15 protein-coding genes are annotated in these 17,544 nt (G+C 45.4%); 6 read left to right on the top strand and 9 right to left on the bottom strand.

Going from position 1 to position 17,544, the window contains the following annotated elements:
* Window positions 1-432: 432 nt before the first annotated feature.
* On the top strand, window positions 433-1,098 hold the full coding sequence (mutH, locus tag A6E01_RS02600) for a DNA mismatch repair endonuclease MutH (RefSeq protein ID WP_065209494.1): 666 nt from the start codon (window positions 433-435) through the stop codon (window positions 1,096-1,098).
* Between the two features lie 17 nt (window positions 1,099-1,115).
* On the opposite strand, the gene A6E01_RS02595 is transcribed toward mutH, so the two are convergent.
* Together A6E01_RS02595 and A6E01_RS02590 are read right to left on the bottom strand one after the other, a co-directional pair.
* Complete coding sequence (locus tag A6E01_RS02595) at window positions 1,116-1,427, bottom strand: DUF6482 family protein (RefSeq protein WP_017028923.1); 312 nt, start codon at window positions 1,425-1,427, stop codon at window positions 1,116-1,118.
* Window positions 1,428-1,552: 125 nt separating this feature from the next.
* Window positions 1,553-2,464 carry a hydrogen peroxide-inducible genes activator gene (locus A6E01_RS02590; RefSeq protein WP_017031251.1) on the bottom strand — a complete coding sequence of 304 codons (912 nt, stop codon included), beginning with the start codon at window positions 2,462-2,464 and terminating at the stop codon, window positions 1,553-1,555.
* A 195-nt stretch (window positions 2,465-2,659) separates the two neighbouring features.
* Here A6E01_RS02590 and A6E01_RS02585 point away from each other — a divergent pair, with 195 nt between their 5' ends.
* Both A6E01_RS02585 and A6E01_RS02580 read left to right on the top strand, forming a co-directional pair.
* Window positions 2,660-3,268 carry a peroxiredoxin C gene (locus A6E01_RS02585; RefSeq protein ID WP_017028925.1) on the top strand — a complete coding sequence of 203 codons (609 nt, stop codon included), beginning with the start codon at window positions 2,660-2,662 and terminating at the stop codon, window positions 3,266-3,268.
* A 109-nt stretch (window positions 3,269-3,377) separates the two neighbouring features.
* Window positions 3,378-4,115, top strand: a complete 738-nt coding sequence (locus A6E01_RS02580; protein WP_065209493.1) for a copper homeostasis protein CutC — start codon at window positions 3,378-3,380, stop codon at window positions 4,113-4,115.
* A gap of 41 nt (window positions 4,116-4,156) precedes the next feature.
* On the opposite strand, the gene phoU is transcribed toward A6E01_RS02580, so the two are convergent.
* From phoU to A6E01_RS02560, 4 genes are all read right to left on the bottom strand, one after another.
* The gene (gene phoU / locus A6E01_RS02575; RefSeq protein ID WP_017028927.1) at window positions 4,157-4,858 is read right to left on the bottom strand and encodes a phosphate signaling complex protein PhoU; all 702 of its coding nucleotides are present in this window, start codon (window positions 4,856-4,858) and stop codon (window positions 4,157-4,159) included.
* Between the two features lie 15 nt (window positions 4,859-4,873).
* Window positions 4,874-5,692: a phosphate ABC transporter ATP-binding protein PstB gene (gene pstB, locus A6E01_RS02570; protein ID WP_017028928.1), complete on the bottom strand. Its 819-nt coding sequence runs from the start codon at window positions 5,690-5,692 to the stop codon at window positions 4,874-4,876.
* Window positions 5,682-7,313, bottom strand: coding sequence for a phosphate ABC transporter permease PstA (pstA, locus tag A6E01_RS02565; protein ID WP_065209492.1), 1,632 nt, complete (start codon window positions 7,311-7,313; stop codon window positions 5,682-5,684). The genes pstB and pstA overlap by 11 nt, the downstream gene beginning before the upstream one ends.
* A 61-nt stretch (window positions 7,314-7,374) precedes the next feature.
* The gene (locus A6E01_RS02560; protein ID WP_017028930.1) at window positions 7,375-9,555 is read right to left on the bottom strand and encodes an ABC transporter permease subunit; all 2,181 of its coding nucleotides are present in this window, start codon (window positions 9,553-9,555) and stop codon (window positions 7,375-7,377) included.
* Window positions 9,556-9,755: 200 nt separating this feature from the next.
* Between A6E01_RS02560 and ppk1 the strand changes: the two genes are divergently transcribed.
* Together ppk1 and ppx are read left to right on the top strand one after the other, a co-directional pair.
* A complete protein-coding gene (ppk1, locus tag A6E01_RS02555; protein ID WP_065209491.1) occupies window positions 9,756-11,849 on the top strand; it encodes a polyphosphate kinase 1 in 2,094 nt (697 codons plus the stop codon).
* A 4-nt stretch (window positions 11,850-11,853) separates the two neighbouring features.
* A complete protein-coding gene (gene ppx / locus A6E01_RS02550) occupies window positions 11,854-13,386 on the top strand; it encodes an exopolyphosphatase (protein ID WP_065210335.1) in 1,533 nt (510 codons plus the stop codon).
* A gap of 22 nt (window positions 13,387-13,408) precedes the next feature.
* Here ppx and A6E01_RS02545 read toward each other — a convergent pair whose 3' ends face one another.
* Genes A6E01_RS02545 through phoB form a run of 3 tightly spaced genes read right to left on the bottom strand, consistent with a single transcriptional unit; the run spans window position 13,409 to window position 16,398 of the window.
* The gene (locus A6E01_RS02545) at window positions 13,409-14,362 is read right to left on the bottom strand and encodes a PstS family phosphate ABC transporter substrate-binding protein (protein WP_065209490.1); all 954 of its coding nucleotides are present in this window, start codon (window positions 14,360-14,362) and stop codon (window positions 13,409-13,411) included.
* Window positions 14,359-15,672, bottom strand: coding sequence for a phosphate regulon sensor histidine kinase PhoR (gene phoR, locus A6E01_RS02540; protein WP_017242921.1), 1,314 nt, complete (start codon window positions 15,670-15,672; stop codon window positions 14,359-14,361). Before phoR ends, A6E01_RS02545 begins: the two co-directional genes overlap by 4 nt.
* Before the next feature lie 36 nt (window positions 15,673-15,708).
* Entirely contained in the window at window positions 15,709-16,398 is a 690-nt protein-coding gene (gene phoB / locus A6E01_RS02535; RefSeq protein WP_017028935.1) for a phosphate regulon transcriptional regulator PhoB, read from the bottom strand.
* A gap of 182 nt (window positions 16,399-16,580) precedes the next feature.
* Between phoB and rdgC the strand changes: the two genes are divergently transcribed.
* Window positions 16,581-17,489, top strand: a complete 909-nt coding sequence (rdgC, locus tag A6E01_RS02530; protein ID WP_017028936.1) for a recombination-associated protein RdgC — start codon at window positions 16,581-16,583, stop codon at window positions 17,487-17,489.
* Window positions 17,490-17,544 lie beyond the last annotated feature (55 nt).

Genomic DNA, 17,544 nt, shown 5'->3' with positions numbered 1-17,544 from the left:
TATCTGTGAGTAACTTTGTGAGAAAACTTGAGATAAATAATTTACGGACTAATTTTTGATCTCAATGAAAACTATAAAGGCATAACAACAAAATAATAAACCTTTAAATATCAACACCATAAACCAAAAATTGTATATAGATCACTCAGGGTGTAATTGCTTAATATTTGATCCTTTAGGATCGTTCAAAATTCAACCATACATTCATTTATCCACACACTAAGCTTAGAGAGGCATACTTAAGTCAGCAAAACAAGCCTATAACGTGACATAAACCCCTGTTTATTTATACATAAGTATCAATTATTACAGTTATTATCACCCACCCTGTGGATAACCTTCATTTTGCACTCTAGTTGGCTTATAATTGCCCATTCCCCTATCATCAAAGATCTTTGATAAATAACGATCTTTTGCAAATGGAGATCAGCTGTGCAGACAACTCCCCCACAATCCGAGCGAGAACTGCTAGACAGAGCAGAATCCTTAGCTGGATATTCCTTTGCTGAATTAGCAGAAGAAGCGGGTATTGAGGTGCCAAAGGATCTTCGTCGCGATAAAGGCTGGGTAGGTCAACTTATCGAAGCTCACCTTGGTGCTGAAGCAGGAAGTAGACCTGAGCAAGATTTTGCTCACCTTGGTATCGAACTAAAAACAATCCCTCTTAGTCACTCAGGTAAACCTCTAGAGAGCACCTTTGTTTGTGTCGCACCCTTGACTGGAATTCATGGACTGACATGGCAGCAAAGTCATGTCAGGCAAAAACTCAGCAAGGTATTGTGGGTTCCGGTAGAAGGTGAGAGAGAATTACCCATTGCAGAGCGCCACGTCGGTTTTCCCAAATTATGGACACCATCTCAAGAACAAGAAACATTGCTGAGAGAGGATTGGGAGGAATTAATGGAGATGATCGCTACAGGAAGGATCCATGAGATCAGTGCAAGGCACGGTGAGGTCATGCAAATTCGCCCTAAAGCCGCCAATAGTCGAGCGCTGACTGATGCCTATGGTGCGAGTGGTAAGCAAATAAAGACCTTGCCTCGAGGTTTTTACCTACGAAGCCACTTTACCCACTCTATTTTGCTTGAAAGCCAATAGCTCGAATTTGCTGAGCGCTAGTAACTCTTAAGAGATAACTCAATATCACAATATAGCTTGTCTTCTGGTGAGCCACATTCGTCATAAGCGTTATGCAGTCGCAAGTAAGCGCTATCTAATCCAAGCTTAATCAACTCTTCTTTGACGATCTCTAATGAAGCAAAAGACATTGGCTTATCGTCTTCACGTATCGGCTCAAGCTTGTGCTTAAATTCAACAGCAAGCTGATAAGTAGAAAGATCAGCACACCCGATAACGAAGACTTTTGGCACTTCCATATGCCTCTCGATATCAGCATGAATCCATTGGTCGAACTGATGTTTTTGCATGATACACCCCCACACTACTTTTCAGTAAAGACCACCAACTATAGAGGATCAACTAAATTGGGGATCTTTCTGAAAATTAGACTCATTTAGATATACGCAAGGGAGCAGAAAATGTGGCTATATCGTTATTTCTCTAATAATTTCTCGATCACTTCGGCCAATTGAGCAAAGGTTTCAGTTCGGGTACTGCTTGGCCTCCACACTAACCCTATATTGCGGTAGGCCTGACGACCTGGTGGATCGATAACACGCAGTGAATGGTTTGCCAGTAGCCCGTGATCAATCGCCATCTGAGGAATAAAGGTAGTGCCCAGACCATTGGCCACCATCTGTACTAAGGTATGTAAACTCGTTGCTGTAAATGGGTTTATCTTGCTCTTTTCAGTCAGATTACACGCTGAAACGGCATGATCGGTAAGGCAGTGCTCTTTTTCTAGTAAGAACACCGACTCATCAGGGAGATCCGAATAATGCAATGGAGTCTTTACGCTTCCCGCTTGAGATTCACTGATCACCATTCTAAATTGATCTCGCCCAACCACCTTGCTGGCAAAGTTACCGATATCCACAGGCAGGGCTAGCACTAATACATCCAATTGTCCGTCTTGCAAAGCCGTCAGCAGATTTGCGGTGGTGTCTTCTCTTAGTAATAAGGTTAAGTCGGGGAAGTTTTTGTTCACTTCATGAACCAGGCCACTTAAAAGAAACGGGGCGATAGTGGGGATAGCCCCAAGCCTCAATTGCCCCTGCATTGCACCGCCACACGCAAGTTGGCCAAGCTCCATCAAATCTTGACTCTTAGTGAGCAGTTCTCGTCCTTGTTTAACCACCATTTCACCGATATGGGTAAACACCAATGCACTCTTCTTATCTTTCTTCTCGTACAGTGAACAACCAAATTGCTCTTCGAGATTCTGAATCCCTTTGCTTAAAGTCGATTGGCTAACAAAACACAGCTGAGCGGCCTCACCAAAGTGACGCGTTTCATGCAAAGTGATCAGATAGTGGAGCTGTTTGAGACTGGGCCATTTATTCATATAAGTTTCAAAAATTACCGTCGGTTATCATTCGTTTTGTGCGCTGGTTAACAAGTTTTAAACATCGCTTTTTTCGATTGACTTAATCTATTTAATTCGCTTTTTTCAATAGTATATTGTGTATTATAGTTTGTCCCGTACAAACATGGACTAAGCCTGAAACACAGGCATCATTACATATTTTAGGAGTTCAAAATGGTATTAGTAGGCCGTCAAGCACCAGATTTCACAGCAGCAGCTGTACTAGGCAATGGTGAGATCGTTGATAACTTCAACTTTGCAGAATTCACTAAAGGCAAAACAGCGGTAGTTTTCTTCTACCCTCTAGACTTCACTTTCGTTTGCCCATCTGAGTTGATCGCGTTCGACAACCGTTTCCAAGATTTCCAAGACAAAGGCGTTGAAGTAATCGGCGTTTCTATCGATTCTCAGTTCTCTCACAACGCATGGCGTAACACTGCTATCGAAGATGGCGGTATCGGTCCAGTTAAATACCCACTAGTTGCTGACGTTAAGCACGAAATCTGTAAAGCATACGATGTTGAGCACCCAGAAGCAGGCGTTGCTTTCCGTGGTTCTTTCCTAATCGATGCTGACGGTCTTGTACGTCACCAAGTAGTTAACGACCTTCCTCTAGGCCGTAACATCGACGAAATGCTACGCATGGTTGATGCACTAAACTTCCACGAGAAGAATGGTGAAGTTTGCCCAGCACAGTGGGAAGAAGGCAAAGCAGGTATGGACGCATCTCCAAAAGGTGTTGCAGACTTCCTATCTGAGCACGCTTCAGACCTAAGCAAGTAATTCACTACTTGTAGCTAATTAACGTTAAGCAGGCCAATACATTGTATTGGCCTGCTTTTTATTGTCTGGTGATTAGATATAATCGTGAAAAATCACTCGGCCTATTCCTATGACCTATCAACTTGAAGTTTGTATCGACAATATAGAATCCCTACACACGGCGATTCGCGCTGGCGCAACACGTATCGAGCTTTGCTCTTCACTGGCTCTTGGTGGACTCACTCCCAGCTTTGGATTCATGAAGCAAGCTAAACAAGCCTCTTCCATCCCAATCTATGCAATGATAAGACCTAGACAAGGCGACTTCCTCTTCTCAGAAGAAGATCTCGACATCATGCTTGCCGATGTTCAGGCTGCGAAAGAGGCGAACTTAGATGGCATCGTCATTGGTGTTTTGACCACTGATGCCAAAGTAAATGTTTCTATGTGCAAAAAGCTCATCGACGCAGCATCAGGAATGGGGGTGACTTTTCATCGCGCGATCGATCAATGCCAAGATGTTGAGCAAGCATTGGAAGACGTTATCTCCCTTGGATGCGAACGAATCCTGACGTCTGGACAAAAAAGCACAGCACAGGCAGGTATCGAAACACTGGCTACGCTACATCAACAAGCGGCTGGACGAATTCAGATTATGGCCGGGGCTGGCGTTCATGCTGGCAATGCGCAAGAGATTTTGAATAAGACAGGCATCAGCGAGCTGCACTTGTCAGGAAAAACCGTACGCGCAAGCAAGATGACGTGTATTCAAAACGAAGCGCAAATGGGAGCCAGTGACGTGGATGACTTCCAGATCCCTGTGACTGGATTTACTGCTATTCAGTCCGTGAAAAGCCTTTTCCAATAAGGGTTCCAGTAAGTTTTCTATGGAGTAAAGAGTAAGGAGGCTTACTCTTTATCTTTGTATTTGTAGATTTCTTTATCGTCAGAATGCCTAACGTCTTTACCCTTCACGCAGTAGATAATGTATTCACAGATATTCTGACAACGATCCCCAACGCGCTCGATAGCTCGGGCTGACCACATTACCTGCAAGATAGTTGGAATCATTTCCGTTTCATCCATCATATTTTGGGTGAGCTGACGAATGATATTCTGATACTCCTCATCCACTCTATCATCGATCTCATAGATGTTTGCCGCCGCGTCAATATCAAGGCGAGCAAAGGCATCGAGCACTTGATGAAGCATATCAATAGCCAATCGACAAAGAGGCTCAAGAGAATTTTGATAGCGAGGATCTGCGCTTTTGTTTTCCAAAGAGGTGCGAGCAAGTCGTGAAGCCACATCCCCAATGCGTTCGAGTTCAGTGATGGTCTTGATAATGGTCATGACCAACCTTAAATCACCGGCTGTCGGCTGACGCCTTGCGATGATCCTAGTGCACGCCTCATCGATAACGACTTCCATAGAGTTTACATTATGGTCTTCGGCCACTACCTTTTTCGCCAGCTCATAGTCTTGCTTAACCAGCGAGCGCAATGCATATGCCAATTGCTGCTCTACCAATCCTCCCATGGTGAGGACATGGCTTCGAATAGCCTCTAGCTCAACGTTATATTGCCCCGATATATGGCGACCAGTATGCATTTAGTTTACTTCTCCTTACCCTATTCGACCCGTTATGTAATCTTCAGTTTTCTTCTCTTTCGGTGATGTGAACACCGTATCTGTATCCGCGTATTCAACAATTCTTCCCATATGCACAAACGCCGTGTAATCACTGACCCTAGCGGCCTGTTGCATGTTATGGGTGACGATGACTACCGTGTATTTTGTTTTTAGATCATTGATCAGCTCTTCAATGGTCAGTGTAGAGATAGGATCCAATGAAGAAGTTGGCTCATCAAGTAGCAATACTTCAGGCTCAATGGCAATGGCTCTGGCAATGACCAACCTTTGCTGTTGACCCGCTGCAAGGTTCACTGCATTTTCATGGAGACGATTTTTCACTTCATCCCATAGCCCTGCACCGCGCAGTGCTTGTTCACAACAATCATCAAGTACTCGACTGTTTTTAATGCCTTGTAAGCGAAGCCCAAAAACTACATTCTCGTAAATGGTTTTAGGAAATGGATTCGGTTTTTGAAAAACCATACCAATTCTTCGTCTTAACGCGGATACATCGACCTCTTCATCGTAGATATCCTTACCAAGTAATCGAATATTGCCTTCGACTTTGCACCCCTCTATCAGGTCGTTCATTCGGTTGATAGAACGCATGATAGTTGACTTGCCACAGCCTGATGGTCCAATGAATGCCGTTACCTTACCTTTGGGAATTCGCATAGAGATATCATGTAATACCTGCTTTTGACGATAAAAAAGGTTGAGGTTTTCTATCTCTATCGCAGTTTTTCCTGCAGGCAGGTTAGCAACATCAAGAGGCTTCAATACATTTATTGTTGCAGGGCTAGAGTACATGCTCATCAAATCCTAAATTTCGGTAACTGTTGCGTAAAGAGTTTCGTATGCGAATCGCTATAAGGTTCAAGCCGATAATAACGGTAACAAGCAACATAGAAGTCGCATAGACCAATGACTTGGCGCTTTCTAAATTAGTGGTTTGAAATCCAGCATCATAGATATGGAAGCCAAGGTGCATAAACTTACGCTCTAAATGTATATAAGGAAATTGACCATCAATAGGCAGGTTAGGCGCAAGTTTCACCACCCCAACTAACATCAGTGGCGCCACTTCACCTGCCGCTCTCGCCACCGCTAAGATGAGTGCGGTCAGTACAGCAGGAAGCGCCATTGGCAATATCACTCTAAAAATGGTCTCAGATTTAGTCGCTCCAAGAGCAAACGCGCCATCTCTCACCGATTTGGGAATACGCGACAAGCCATCCTCAATGGTCACAACTACCACTGGCAGGGTTAACATGGCTAAAGTCAACGATGCCCATAGCAAGCCTGGTGTGCCAAAGGTGGGCGCAGGCAAGTTGTCAGAGTAGAACAGATCATCGATGCTCCCCCCTAGGGTATACACAAAGAAGCCTAAGCCAAATACCCCATATACTATCGACGGAACACCAGCGAGGTTCTGTACTGTGATTCGAATCAATCGAGTCAGCCAATTATTCTGGGCATATTCATGCAAATATAACCCTGCAAGCACCCCCAGTGGCATCACAGCGACCGACATGAGCAAGACTAATAATATGGTGCCAAAAATAGCGGGGAACACGCCACCTTCAGAGTTGGACTCACGAGGCTCGTCATACAAGAATAAGGCGCCTTGGTGAAACCAATGCCCCACTTTATCAAGCAAGGTCATCTGGTTTGGATACCAAGCATCTAAAATCAAAGAAAAGCTGATACTGTGAACATCGCCATTCATGTCCTTTACCACCAGCATACGTTGCTCTATTTGCTGGCGAATTTCTTCTATCTGCAGTTCCGCTTGAGTTCTATTGGCATTCAGCTGATCTTTGGTGGACACCAATTGCGAAATTCGTTGTTTATCGGTCGAGTTATCCGCTTGCAAGCGACGCAATGCCTGGTCTGCTCTTCGCAATCCATCACTTGCGGGCTCAACCTGCGTATCGACTATAGACTCAATCTTATCTCTCTCTCCTTGAGTAAGAGCCAGTAACTCTTTTATCTCTTTTGCAGAGCTAATCGGGTGTTTTTCACCTTGATCCTCAAAGGCTACGACGCGGCCAAAGAACTGACCGCCTCTTCTTCGCTCTATTACGAGTAAATCAGGTTCAGCAACAGGCTGTGACCAATCATGAGAAAACTCTGAGACAAAATCCCCCCCATAGATATCTCGGTTACCCACCTTAATCACCAGACGCTCAAGCTCGGGAAGAGTCTGAGTTTCTAGTTCACTTCGCAAAGTGCTAGGAATAGCTTGGCGTTGAGTTATGGATAATTGAGACCAGGGCACCCGCTGTGTTTGATAAATCTGGCCAATTAATGGCTGATCTGAGTCGTTCTTCCACTCATAAACCGTTTGTGGCCAGAAGTGACTCATGCCCTTCCAGCCGATAAACAGCAGTACGGTCAGCATTGAAAGAATACTGATCGTCACTGCCATGGAAGTTAACCATATCCAAGGTTTACCCGACCTAAACCACTTAATCACTCAGTATACCTGCCTATAGAGATCGATACTTATCACGAAGACGCTGGCGAACACTCTCACCGACGCTATTCACAATAAAGGTAAACAAAAACAAAATCAGAGCTGACAAAAACAGCAATCGATAGTGGGAGCTGCCCACTTTTGATTCCGGCAATTCCGTCGCAATGGTTGCCGTCAATGAACGCAAGCCTTCAAACACATTCCAGTCGGTTATTGGCGTATTCCCGGTTACCGTTAGCACTATCATGGTTTCTCCCATTGCGCGCCCTAATCCCAACATAATGGCGGATATAATACCGGGGCTTGCTGTCAATAATACGACTCGAGTCAGGGTTTGCCATTCGGTAGCGCCTAGCGCCAATGCACCATTGGATAAATGCTTAGGCACAGAGTAAATAGCATCTTCCGAGATGGTAAATATGGTTGGGATAACCGCAAATCCCATCGCAATACCAACAATTAAGGTATTGCGCTGCTGATAGTCCCACCCCTTGTCGGCAAGAAAGTAAATCAAGCCGTCATCAAAGAAGAGTTTTTCCAAGTATGGAGAGTATTCAAACAGTCCCCACCAAATCAGAACAATCGCTGGCAGCAAAGTAATTAGGTGTAATCCCTTGGGTACTTGAGATTTTACTCGCAATGGTAGTGATGCCCATAAACCACCACACCCAAGGGCGGTAAGTGGAATAACCACAATGCTCAGCATAAAGGCGAGTAGGTTTTTCTCCATAATAGGCGCAAGCCAAACTGCCGCAAGGAAACCAATCACTAATGTCGGCAGCGCTTCCATCAATTCAATCGCCGGTTTGATGGTATTTCGCATCTTAGTCGACATGAAATAGGCAGTGTAGACAGCACCTAGTACCGCGATAGGTACAGAAAACAACATGGCATACAGCGCCGCTTTAATGGTACCAAACACCAAGGGAACAAGACTAAACTTGGGCTCGACATCTTCTGCTGACGCAGAGGTTTGCCAAACGTAATCGGGCTCGGAATAACCCTCGTATTGCACCTTTTGCGTCAGCTCTTTTACAGAGATCTCAGGATAAGGGGCATCAATGCGAAAGCGCTGGATTTTATCTTGATATACACTCATCAAGTAACGATCGTTTTGCGATAAGGCGCTCAATAATGGAGGGCCATCAGTGCTTACGTTTAAAATCGGTTTAGAGCGTGTCGCATAAAAAAGACTGTGCGTTCCATCGGCACCAATAGTCCAAAAGCCTTTGGTCGTGTGCTCTGAAAGTATATTTGTCACCTCGGAGCTGGTCGTATATTTTCGAGCAGTCTGCAAGCGCCTTTCATTTTGAAACACCAAGAACCAAAATTCGAGATCTTCAGTGCCATTGGAGACAATGGCACCTTTATCTCCACTGAGAAACTTAAACTCTCTATGGGTCCCTTGTTGTGTTTTCTCTTGATGCTGAAACGCTAGCCTAAACTCTTCCGTCCTAGTGCGCCGAAAGAATAATTTTGCTGTGTCTCCATCAAGCACTACCACATAAAGCCCATCTCTGGCGATATACAGGCCGTTGACGTCATCAAACTCCACAGGTAACGACACTATTCGGTAGCTATTCCCTGCAAAGTAATCAAAGACTTCTACCTCTGTTTCGCTCGCTCTAGCGAGTACCGCACCAGCCGGTAGCACGGAGAAATCTAAATATTGGGTATCAAAGTTGGGATTATCGAATCGAAGAGCCGAAAGCTCACGATTCACTCTCAAGTTAGGCGTGTACACCTTTCTAGTTTGCGAATGAGAGACGATAAATTCGGGCATCACCACTTCTATATTGCCACTCGCATCTATCATTGCCGTCCATGGTTGCGGAGAGTCCTTCGCTATAGCTACCGGATCTTTTTGCGCCAAGGCTCGATTGATCACTTTAATATCATCATCTAGCGAGAAGTAGATAACCTCGCCTTTGTTGTTAATTGCTGTGCCATTTCGACCGGTATTATCAATATTGACATCAATGAATGAATTACCGGAAACAGGCAGGTGATATTCCGTTTGCTGATAGGTGGAAGTGCCAAAAATCGGCAGGGTTTCTGAAATGAAATAAATAAGAATGCCGAATAAGCCCACCAGCATTCCTAGGCCACTAGCCTTGACCAATACGGTTATCAACTTATCTTTGATCAGACGAGCTCTATTGGTCTCTTTTAACAACGATGTAGCCCTATTCATTTAATGTGATCTTCTCTGATCTGACGATTGTAACTCAAGCATTTGACATAAAGGTGACACAAATTAGTAATAGTTTGTGCGACACATTTCCTTACACGCAACGTGACCACTGTCACATGGCTGAAATCTAACTGCAATAATATTCACTCCCCCCATTTTAGCACTAGACTTGCATTGCAAACTAGAAAACGGAAAAGAAGATGAGCACAGAAAAACTGTATGTAGAAAAAGAACTTAGCTGGCTTTCTTTTAATGAACGAGTCCTGCAAGAGGCCGCTGATAAGTCGGTTCCCTTAATAGAAAGAATCCGGTTTCTAGGCATATTTTCCAACAACCTCGATGAGTTCTACAAGGTACGATTTTCCGATGTTAAACGCCGTATCTTGATCAACCAAGAACGAGGTCGTCAAGACAATTCAAAACGCCTACTCAGCAAAATGCAAAGCAAGGCAATGAAACTCAATCTGCGATTTGACGAGTTGTATAGCGAATTGCTTCTCGAAATGGCCCGCCGCCGTATCTTCTTAGTCAACGAAGCGCAGCTCAACGAAACTCAGCAGCAATGGCTCAAAAAGTTCTTTCGTAAGCAAGTACTGCCCCATATCACGCCTGTCGTAATGCATGAGGATATTAATGTACTGGATTTCCTCAAAGATGAATACGCTTACCTAAGCGTAGCGCTCGTCAAAGACAACGTAGCGCAATACGCACTGCTGGAGATCCCAACCGATCACCTGCCACGCTTTGTTATGGTGCCAGAGCAGAAGGGAAAGCGTCGTAAGACTATCATCCTGTTAGACAACGTGATTCGCTACTGCCTAGACGATATCTTCAATGGCTTCTTTGAGTACGATGAAATCAACTGTTATTCCATGAAGATGACCCGAGATGCGGAGTACGATCTCAGTCACGAGGTTGAGCACAGCCTACTTGAGCAAATGTCGGAAGGCCTGAGTCAGCGTCTATCCGCCATGCCTGTGCGCTTTGTTTACGAGAAAGACATGCCACGTGAAATGCTAGAATTTCTATGCCGAAAACTTGAGATCTCCAACTATGACAGCTTAATACCGGGTGGGCGCTATCATAACTTCAAGGACTTCATTGGCTTTCCAAACGTAGGCCGTGACTACCTAGAAAATAAGCCATTGCCACCACTTAAATCCGCCGTATTTGAGCAGTACAACAACAGCTTTGATGCCATTAGCGCGGAAGATATTTTGCTTCATTACCCTTACCACACCTTTGATCACGTCTCTGAGCTTGTCAGGCAAGCATCGTTTGATCCAAAAGTGCTCAGTATTAAGATCAATATCTACCGCGTCGCCAAACACTCAAAGCTCATGAATTCATTGATTGATGCGGTAAACAACGGCAAGAAAGTGACCGTTGTGGTTGAGTTGCAGGCGCGCTTTGATGAACAAGCGAATATCTTATGGTCAAAGCGGTTAACCGACGCTGGAGTACAAGTGGTTTTTGGTGCTCCCGGTCTAAAGATACACTCTAAGTTGCTATTAATTAGCCGCCGTGAAGGTGGCGAAATAAAGCGCTACGCTCATATAGGTACCGGTAATTTCCATGAGAAAACAGCTCGCATCTATACCGATTACTCTCTGCTGACCGCCAAGCCAGAGATTACTGATGAGGTTCGTAATGTCTTTGGATATATTGAGAATCCTTATCGCCCTGTTGCCTTTCATCAGTTGATCGTCTCTCCAAAGAACTCACGCAAGCGTCTCTACAAGCTAATAGATGATGAGATAGAGAACGCAGAATTGGGCAACAGAAGTGGGATCACCCTTAAGATCAATAACCTCGTAGATAAAGGGCTGATCAACAAGCTCTATCAAGCAAGCAGTGCGGGTGTCTCTATACGCATGATCATTAGAGGCATGTGCTCTCTTGTTCCAGGAGTAGAAGGGATCAGTGAGAATATCAAAGTCATCAGTGTCATAGACCGTTTTCTTGAGCACCCGCGAGTCATCATTACCGAGAATAATGGCGACCCTAAGGTGTTTATCTCATCGGCAGATTGGATGACTAGGAATATAGAGCACCGTATCGAGGTAGCAGCGCCGATTAATGATAATAAGCTAAAGCAAAGAATCATTGATATTATGGAGCTACAATTTACAGATACCGTTAAGGCTCGATGGATCGACAAGGAGATGTCGAACAGCTACGTGGCACGAGGAAATCGCCGCAAGGTTCGCTCTCAGATCGCTACCTACGAGTATATTAAACAAGTAGAAAAGCAGGCTAGAAGACTGAGTGAGCAAACAATTGAAGCATCCTGACGTGATGCACAGCAGTGAGGCTACCCCAGAAAAAGATATTGCAGCCATTGACCTTGGCTCCAATAGCTTCCATATGGTGGTCGCAAAGGTGGTAGGGCAAGACCTACAGATAATCAGTCGCCATAAGCAACGAGTTAAATTGGCTAGTGGACTGGACTCGCGCAACAATCTCACCAACGAGGCCATGCAACGTGGCCTCGATTGCTTGAAGATGTTCGCCGAACGACTGGACGGGTTCAAAAAAGACAATGTGAGAATCGTTGCCACCCATACCCTGCGTATTGCCAACAATGCCCACCTATTTATTCAGCGAGCAAGACAAGTGCTTCCCTTTCCCATTGAAGTGATTCCGGGTGAAGAAGAGGCGCGCCTTATCTATTTAGGTGTTGCTCACACTCAACCCGTATCCAAGAGCAAACTTGTTGTCGATATCGGTGGTGGTAGTACCGAGCTTGTGATTGGCGAAGGCTTTGAAGCAGAGCTGGTCAATAGCCAGCAGATGGGGTGTGTTAGCTACGCTCATCGCTACTTTAGCGACGGAAAGCTCAATACCAAGAACTTCGCTGCCGCAAACCTTGCAGCCCTGCGAGAATTGGAGTTTCTGGCGAAGCAATACAAGCGACATGGCTGGGAGTTAACCTTAGGGTCCTCTGGAACAGTAAAAGCCATTCGTGAGTGTTTGATTAGCCTGGACTATGAAGACGGTATCATCACACCCAAGCGCCTCAAAAAGCTGGTGAAGCACCTTTGTGAGTTTAAGAAGGTAGAGAAGATAGCGATCAAGGGCATTATCGAGGAGCGACTGTCAGTGCTCGCTCCTGGCGTTGCTATCTTACAAGCCATTCTGCAGTCCCTAGAGATCGAAGAGCTTCATTACTCTTCCGGCGCCCTGCGGGAAGGGGCAATGTATGAGATGGAAGAGCGCTTTGCACATTCCGATATTCGTATGCGTACAGCGGAGAACCTAGCACTTCAGCACAGAATCGATGTCGAGCAAGCTAATCGAGTGAGACAGCACAGCAAGCATTTCCTTAAACAAGTGATTGCCGATACGGAGTTAGAAAAGAGCAGCGAATTGGTCAAGCTACTTAACTGGGCTGCCTTATTGCATGAAGTAGGATTGAGCCTGAACTATCGAGGCTACCACCGACATTCTCACTACCTTCTTCAGCATACCAATATGCCCGGCTTCAACAGCGAGCAACAAAGGTTGATCGCCACTCTAGTTCGATATCACAGAAAGGCTTTAAAGCTCAGTGAGATGGATGAGTTTAGCTTGTATGCCAAGGAAGACATCCTTGAGCTTATCAAGATTTTGCGCCTCTCCATTGTGATTAATGTCTCGCGAAATGATGCAAAGGCCGGCCTTTGGCAACTCACCATTGAGGATGGCGATTGGGTATTGTCTCACTCGGATTTAGATCATTTGCGAGAAAATCGCTTATTGATATCAGACTTAGAGCAAGAGCAGTTCTATTGGCACAGTGCCGGCTGGGGATTGAGGTTCGAGTTTGGTGATTTACTTGAAGAAAGATAGCTAAAAGGGCTCTGTGAGCCCTTTATAGTTTCAAATCGACCTTGCTCAGCTCTTTTTGAGCCAGCTCACGGGAGATGGGAATATACCCTTCACGAGATACCGCTTGTTGCCCTTGTTTGGAGTAGATAAAACGAATCAGCTCACGCTGACTTCGCGGCAACGCCTTGTTCGGCTGCTTATTGACATAGATATAAAGCTGGCGGCTCAGTGGGTACTTACCGCTAATAATGTTCTCTGGTGTTGGTAGCGTATAGTTATCATCATACTCAGCAATAGGGAGCAAACGCGTGCCTACCGCTTTTGATGCTACGCCCGAGTACCCGATAGAGGATACCGACGAAGCAACGCCCTGAACCACAGACGTCGCCCCCAACAACTCATTTACCGAGCTGTCAAAGTCTCCACCACACAATACTTTACTCTTAAACACACCATGAGTGCCCGACACCGGGTTACGCCCATACTTTTGTATCTTTAGCTTACCCCAAGGCTGCAACACCCCAAGGTCACTCCAGGTATCGATATATCGATTGGTGCCACAAAAGTAAGTGATTGAAAAGATGGCATCCAGCTGAACAAAATTCAGCCCTTGAATTGGGTTGTCTTGATGTACAAATACGCCCAAAGCATCAAGTGCCACTACAAGCTCAGTAGGCGCATAGCCATACTCGCGTTCAAAAGCAGCAATTTCACTCGGCTGCATTTCCCGGCTCATAGGCCCAAACTGCGCCGTTCCCTCAGTAAGAGCAGGAACAGCCGTTGAACTGCCTGAGGCTTGCACCTGAACATTAACGCTAGGATACAGGGCAGAAAACTCTTCCGCCCACGCAGTGATAATACCCGCAAGGGAGTCTGAGCCCACGGATGTTAGATTACCCGAGATACCTTGAATGGCTTTGTAATCTGGTAAAGGGGTTGATGCGCTACAAAAGGACGTCACAAAAACCAGCACACCAGCAATCAACGAGCGTCTCACGATTGTGCTAACTCCCTAGCTACTAAGCGCTTAGGCAGCACAAAGGAGAACTGACTGCCCTTGCCCACTTCACTTTGTATTTCTAGCAGTGAATCGTGATGACTCAGGGTGTGCTTCACGATAGCCAAACCTAAACCACTGCCACCGGTTTCTCTTGAGCGTGCCTTATCAACCCGATAAAAGCGCTCGGTCAGCCTATGCAAATGCTGAGGTTCGATTCCCTCACCCGTATCGGCGACCTGCAAGTAAGCACCTTGTACGGTCTCATTCCAGGTAACATGGATATGTGAGCCCGCTGGCGTATATTTCACCGCGTTGTAAACCAAGTTAGAGATGGCGCTGCGCAACTGGTCTTCATCACCCATTACCTTCAACGACTCATCAATATCAAACTTAAGCTGATGTTCTTTACTACCGCTTAGTGCCTGAGCTTCTTTCTCAAGCACATGCAACATGCGCGGTACATCGACAATATCATCACCCCCGCCCATTGGAGCGGCTTCGATCTTAGATAGCGTCAGAAGCTGATTCACTAGGCTGTTCATTCGATTGAGCTGCTCAGTCATGACTCCATGAGCTTTTGGCCACATTGGGCCCACCAACATATCGGGATCGGCCGTCATTTCTAAGTAGCCCTGCAATACCGTCATCGGGGTGCGCAGTTCATGAGACACGTTGGCAAAAAAGTTACGACGCATACCCTCAAGGGTTTTAAGCTGAGAAACGTCACGTACTACCATCAGGTGCTCACCATCGGTATACGGCACAATACGCAATTCCAGTATACGCTCCACGTTTAGAGGAGAGCGCATCTCTAAAGGCTCTGAAAAGTCATTTTTATTCAGATACTTAATGAAATCTGGAGAACGAAGTAGATTAGTAATAGGGAGTTCAGAATCCTCTGGCCAGCGAAAGCCCAGCAGTTGCTGTGCTAATCGGTTGCACCAAACGATATTGCCTTCATCGCGAAACACCACTACCGCATCGGGCAAGGATTCTGCACCATTACGAAAGCGGCGAATAAGCCCAGTAAGCTCTTTTCGTTTACGGCGCTGACGCTGCTGCAAGCGGTACATGCCATTAAACAAAGGCTCCCAGTTACCGGAGCTTGAAGGAGGAGAAAGGCGCTTGTCATTCCACAGCCACTGTGAAAAACGGATTTGATTATGCAGATGCCACCCTAATTGCAATACGGTTGCAATCAGTAGCATCCATGGCATGTATCCTACAAACCATCCAAGCAAAACCCAAGGTGTATAAAAAAAAGCCAGCTCTAAAGCCAGCTTTCTCCATGTCAGTTTTTCTACCATCTAAAGGCGTACTCCAGAGTTCGACGAGCCTGCTGGTTAGGCTTTGGTCGAGAATCGGTAACCTGCACCGCGTACAGTTTGAACAAGTTTATGATGCTCAGTGGCTTCCAGCGCCTTACGCAGACGACGAATGTGAACATCGACGGTTCTGTCTTCCACGTAAACATTGGTGCCCCAAACATGGTTCAGAAGCTGCTCACGGCTATAGACACGCTCTTGGTGCGTCATGAAGAAGTGCAGCATCTTAAATTCGGTTGGTCCCATATCCAGTGCTTGGTCATGAGCCGTCACTCGGTGTGATACAGGGTCAAGACGCAGTCCTTGCACATCAATCACCTCTTCTGTTGAGGTTGGCGATGCACGACGAATCACTGCTTTCAGGCGAGCAAGTAGCTCTTTTGGTGAGAAAGGTTTGGTGATGTAATCATCAGCGCCTACTTCTAGGCCCTTCACCTTATCTTCTTCTTCTCCACGAGCAGTCAGCATCACAACTGGAATGTTACGCGTCATTTCATCACGCTTAAGGTGCTTGATGAAGTTAATACCAGTACCACCAGGCAACATCCAATCTAAAAGGATCAAGTCTGGAAAGGGTTCTTTGAGCATACTTACCGCGGTATCGTAGTCTTCAGCTTCTACCGTTTCATAACCTTTTTGTTCTAAAACAAAGCAAAGCATTTCGCGAATTGGTGCTTCATCCTCTACAACTAGGATTCTTCTAGACATTTTTCTGATAACCTCGATTATTCGTAAACTCGGCTTATTATCTTGCTAAATTATGACACTTTTGTGTCTATTGAAAACAAAAAATCATAATAAATTCATCGCACAAGACGAATATTGTATTAGGCATAGGTACAAACCTTCCTTTATCATTAGGTTTTCCCATTGCAATACAGAGACACATCATGTGGTTTAAAAACTGCCTAGTCTATCGCTTCAACCGTGAAGTAGACATACAAGCTGAAGCTCTTGAAGAGCAACTTAAAGAGTTTCAATTCAAGCCTTGCGGCAGCCAAGACAAACAAAAATTTGGTTGGTCTTTTGCGATGCCAGGCCAAGATCAATTACTCAGCCATGTCGCGCAAAATCGCATTCTGCTGTGTGCAAAAAAAGAAGAAAAACTGCTTCCTGCTTCAGTGGTCAATGATGCTGTGGCGAACAAGGTTGATATGCTTGAAGAGCAGGAAAACCGCCGTCTGAAGAAGACTGAGCGCGATACCATCAAAGATGAAATCCTTATGGATTTACTGCCTCGCGCCTTCACTCGTAGCCAACTTACCTACCTGCTTGTTTCCATCGAAGATGGTGTCATTCTTGTGGATGCTGCTAGCTCGAAAAAAGCAGAAGATGCGCTTGCGCTACTGCGTAAAACCATCGGTAGTTTACCTGTAGTACCAGCCCTACCAGAGACACCCGTTGAGACGACGTTGACCGAATGGGTTAAGGGCGAAAGCCAACCAACAGGCTTCGAAATCCTCGCTGAAGCAGAGCTAAAATCCGCGCTAGAAGACGGTGGCATCATCCGTTGTAAGCAGCAAGATTTACAAAGCGAAGAAATCCTAAATCATATCGAAGCGAATAAGTTTGTTACAAAATTGGCGTTAAATTGGCAGGAACGTGTCGAATTTATCCTTGCAGAAGACGCGAGTTTGAAGCGAATTAAGTTTGGTGAAGAGGTAAAAGATCAAAACGAAGACATTCCTCGTGAAGATAAAGCCGCTCGTTTTGATGCTGACTTTTCATTGATGAGCAGTGAATTGCTGGCTTTGGTGGGCAATTTACATACCGAATTAGGCGGTTTAGAGAAAAACTAACCCTAATTACCCACTACATTCTGTGACATGTATACTTTTTAGTGGCGATTTTTGC

Origin of the sequence: Vibrio breoganii, from assembly GCF_001677275.1 — a bacterium.
GTDB classification, from domain to species: Bacteria; Pseudomonadota; Gammaproteobacteria; order Enterobacterales; family Vibrionaceae; genus Vibrio; species Vibrio breoganii.
The sequence above is the reverse complement of the archived record's forward strand: the minus strand, read 5'-3'. Positions and strand labels throughout refer to the sequence as shown.

Coding starts and splice junctions, on each gene's coding strand:
- A6E01_RS02560 (WP_017028930.1), bottom strand. CDS start 9,555: ATGAATAGGGCTACATCGTTGTTAAAAGAGACCAATAGAGCTCGTCTG.
- phoR (WP_017242921.1), bottom strand. CDS start 15,672: ATGGTAGAAAAACTGACATGGAGAAAGCTGGCTTTAGAGCTGGCTTTT.
- rdgC (WP_017028936.1), top strand. CDS start 16,581: ATGTGGTTTAAAAACTGCCTAGTCTATCGCTTCAACCGTGAAGTAGAC.
- pstB (WP_017028928.1), bottom strand. CDS start 5,692: ATGTACTCTAGCCCTGCAACAATAAATGTATTGAAGCCTCTTGATGTT.
- A6E01_RS02595 (WP_017028923.1), bottom strand. CDS start 1,427: ATGCAAAAACATCAGTTCGACCAATGGATTCATGCTGATATCGAGAGG.
- A6E01_RS02590 (WP_017031251.1), bottom strand. CDS start 2,464: ATGAATAAATGGCCCAGTCTCAAACAGCTCCACTATCTGATCACTTTG.
- A6E01_RS02580 (WP_065209493.1), top strand. CDS start 3,378: ATGACCTATCAACTTGAAGTTTGTATCGACAATATAGAATCCCTACAC.
- ppx (WP_065210335.1), top strand. CDS start 11,854: ATGCACAGCAGTGAGGCTACCCCAGAAAAAGATATTGCAGCCATTGAC.
- pstA (WP_065209492.1), bottom strand. CDS start 7,313: ATGGCAGTGACGATCAGTATTCTTTCAATGCTGACCGTACTGCTGTTT.
- phoU (WP_017028927.1), bottom strand. CDS start 4,858: ATGCATACTGGTCGCCATATATCGGGGCAATATAACGTTGAGCTAGAG.
- phoB (WP_017028935.1), bottom strand. CDS start 16,398: ATGTCTAGAAGAATCCTAGTTGTAGAGGATGAAGCACCAATTCGCGAA.
- ppk1 (WP_065209491.1), top strand. CDS start 9,756: ATGAGCACAGAAAAACTGTATGTAGAAAAAGAACTTAGCTGGCTTTCT.
- A6E01_RS02585 (WP_017028925.1), top strand. CDS start 2,660: ATGGTATTAGTAGGCCGTCAAGCACCAGATTTCACAGCAGCAGCTGTA.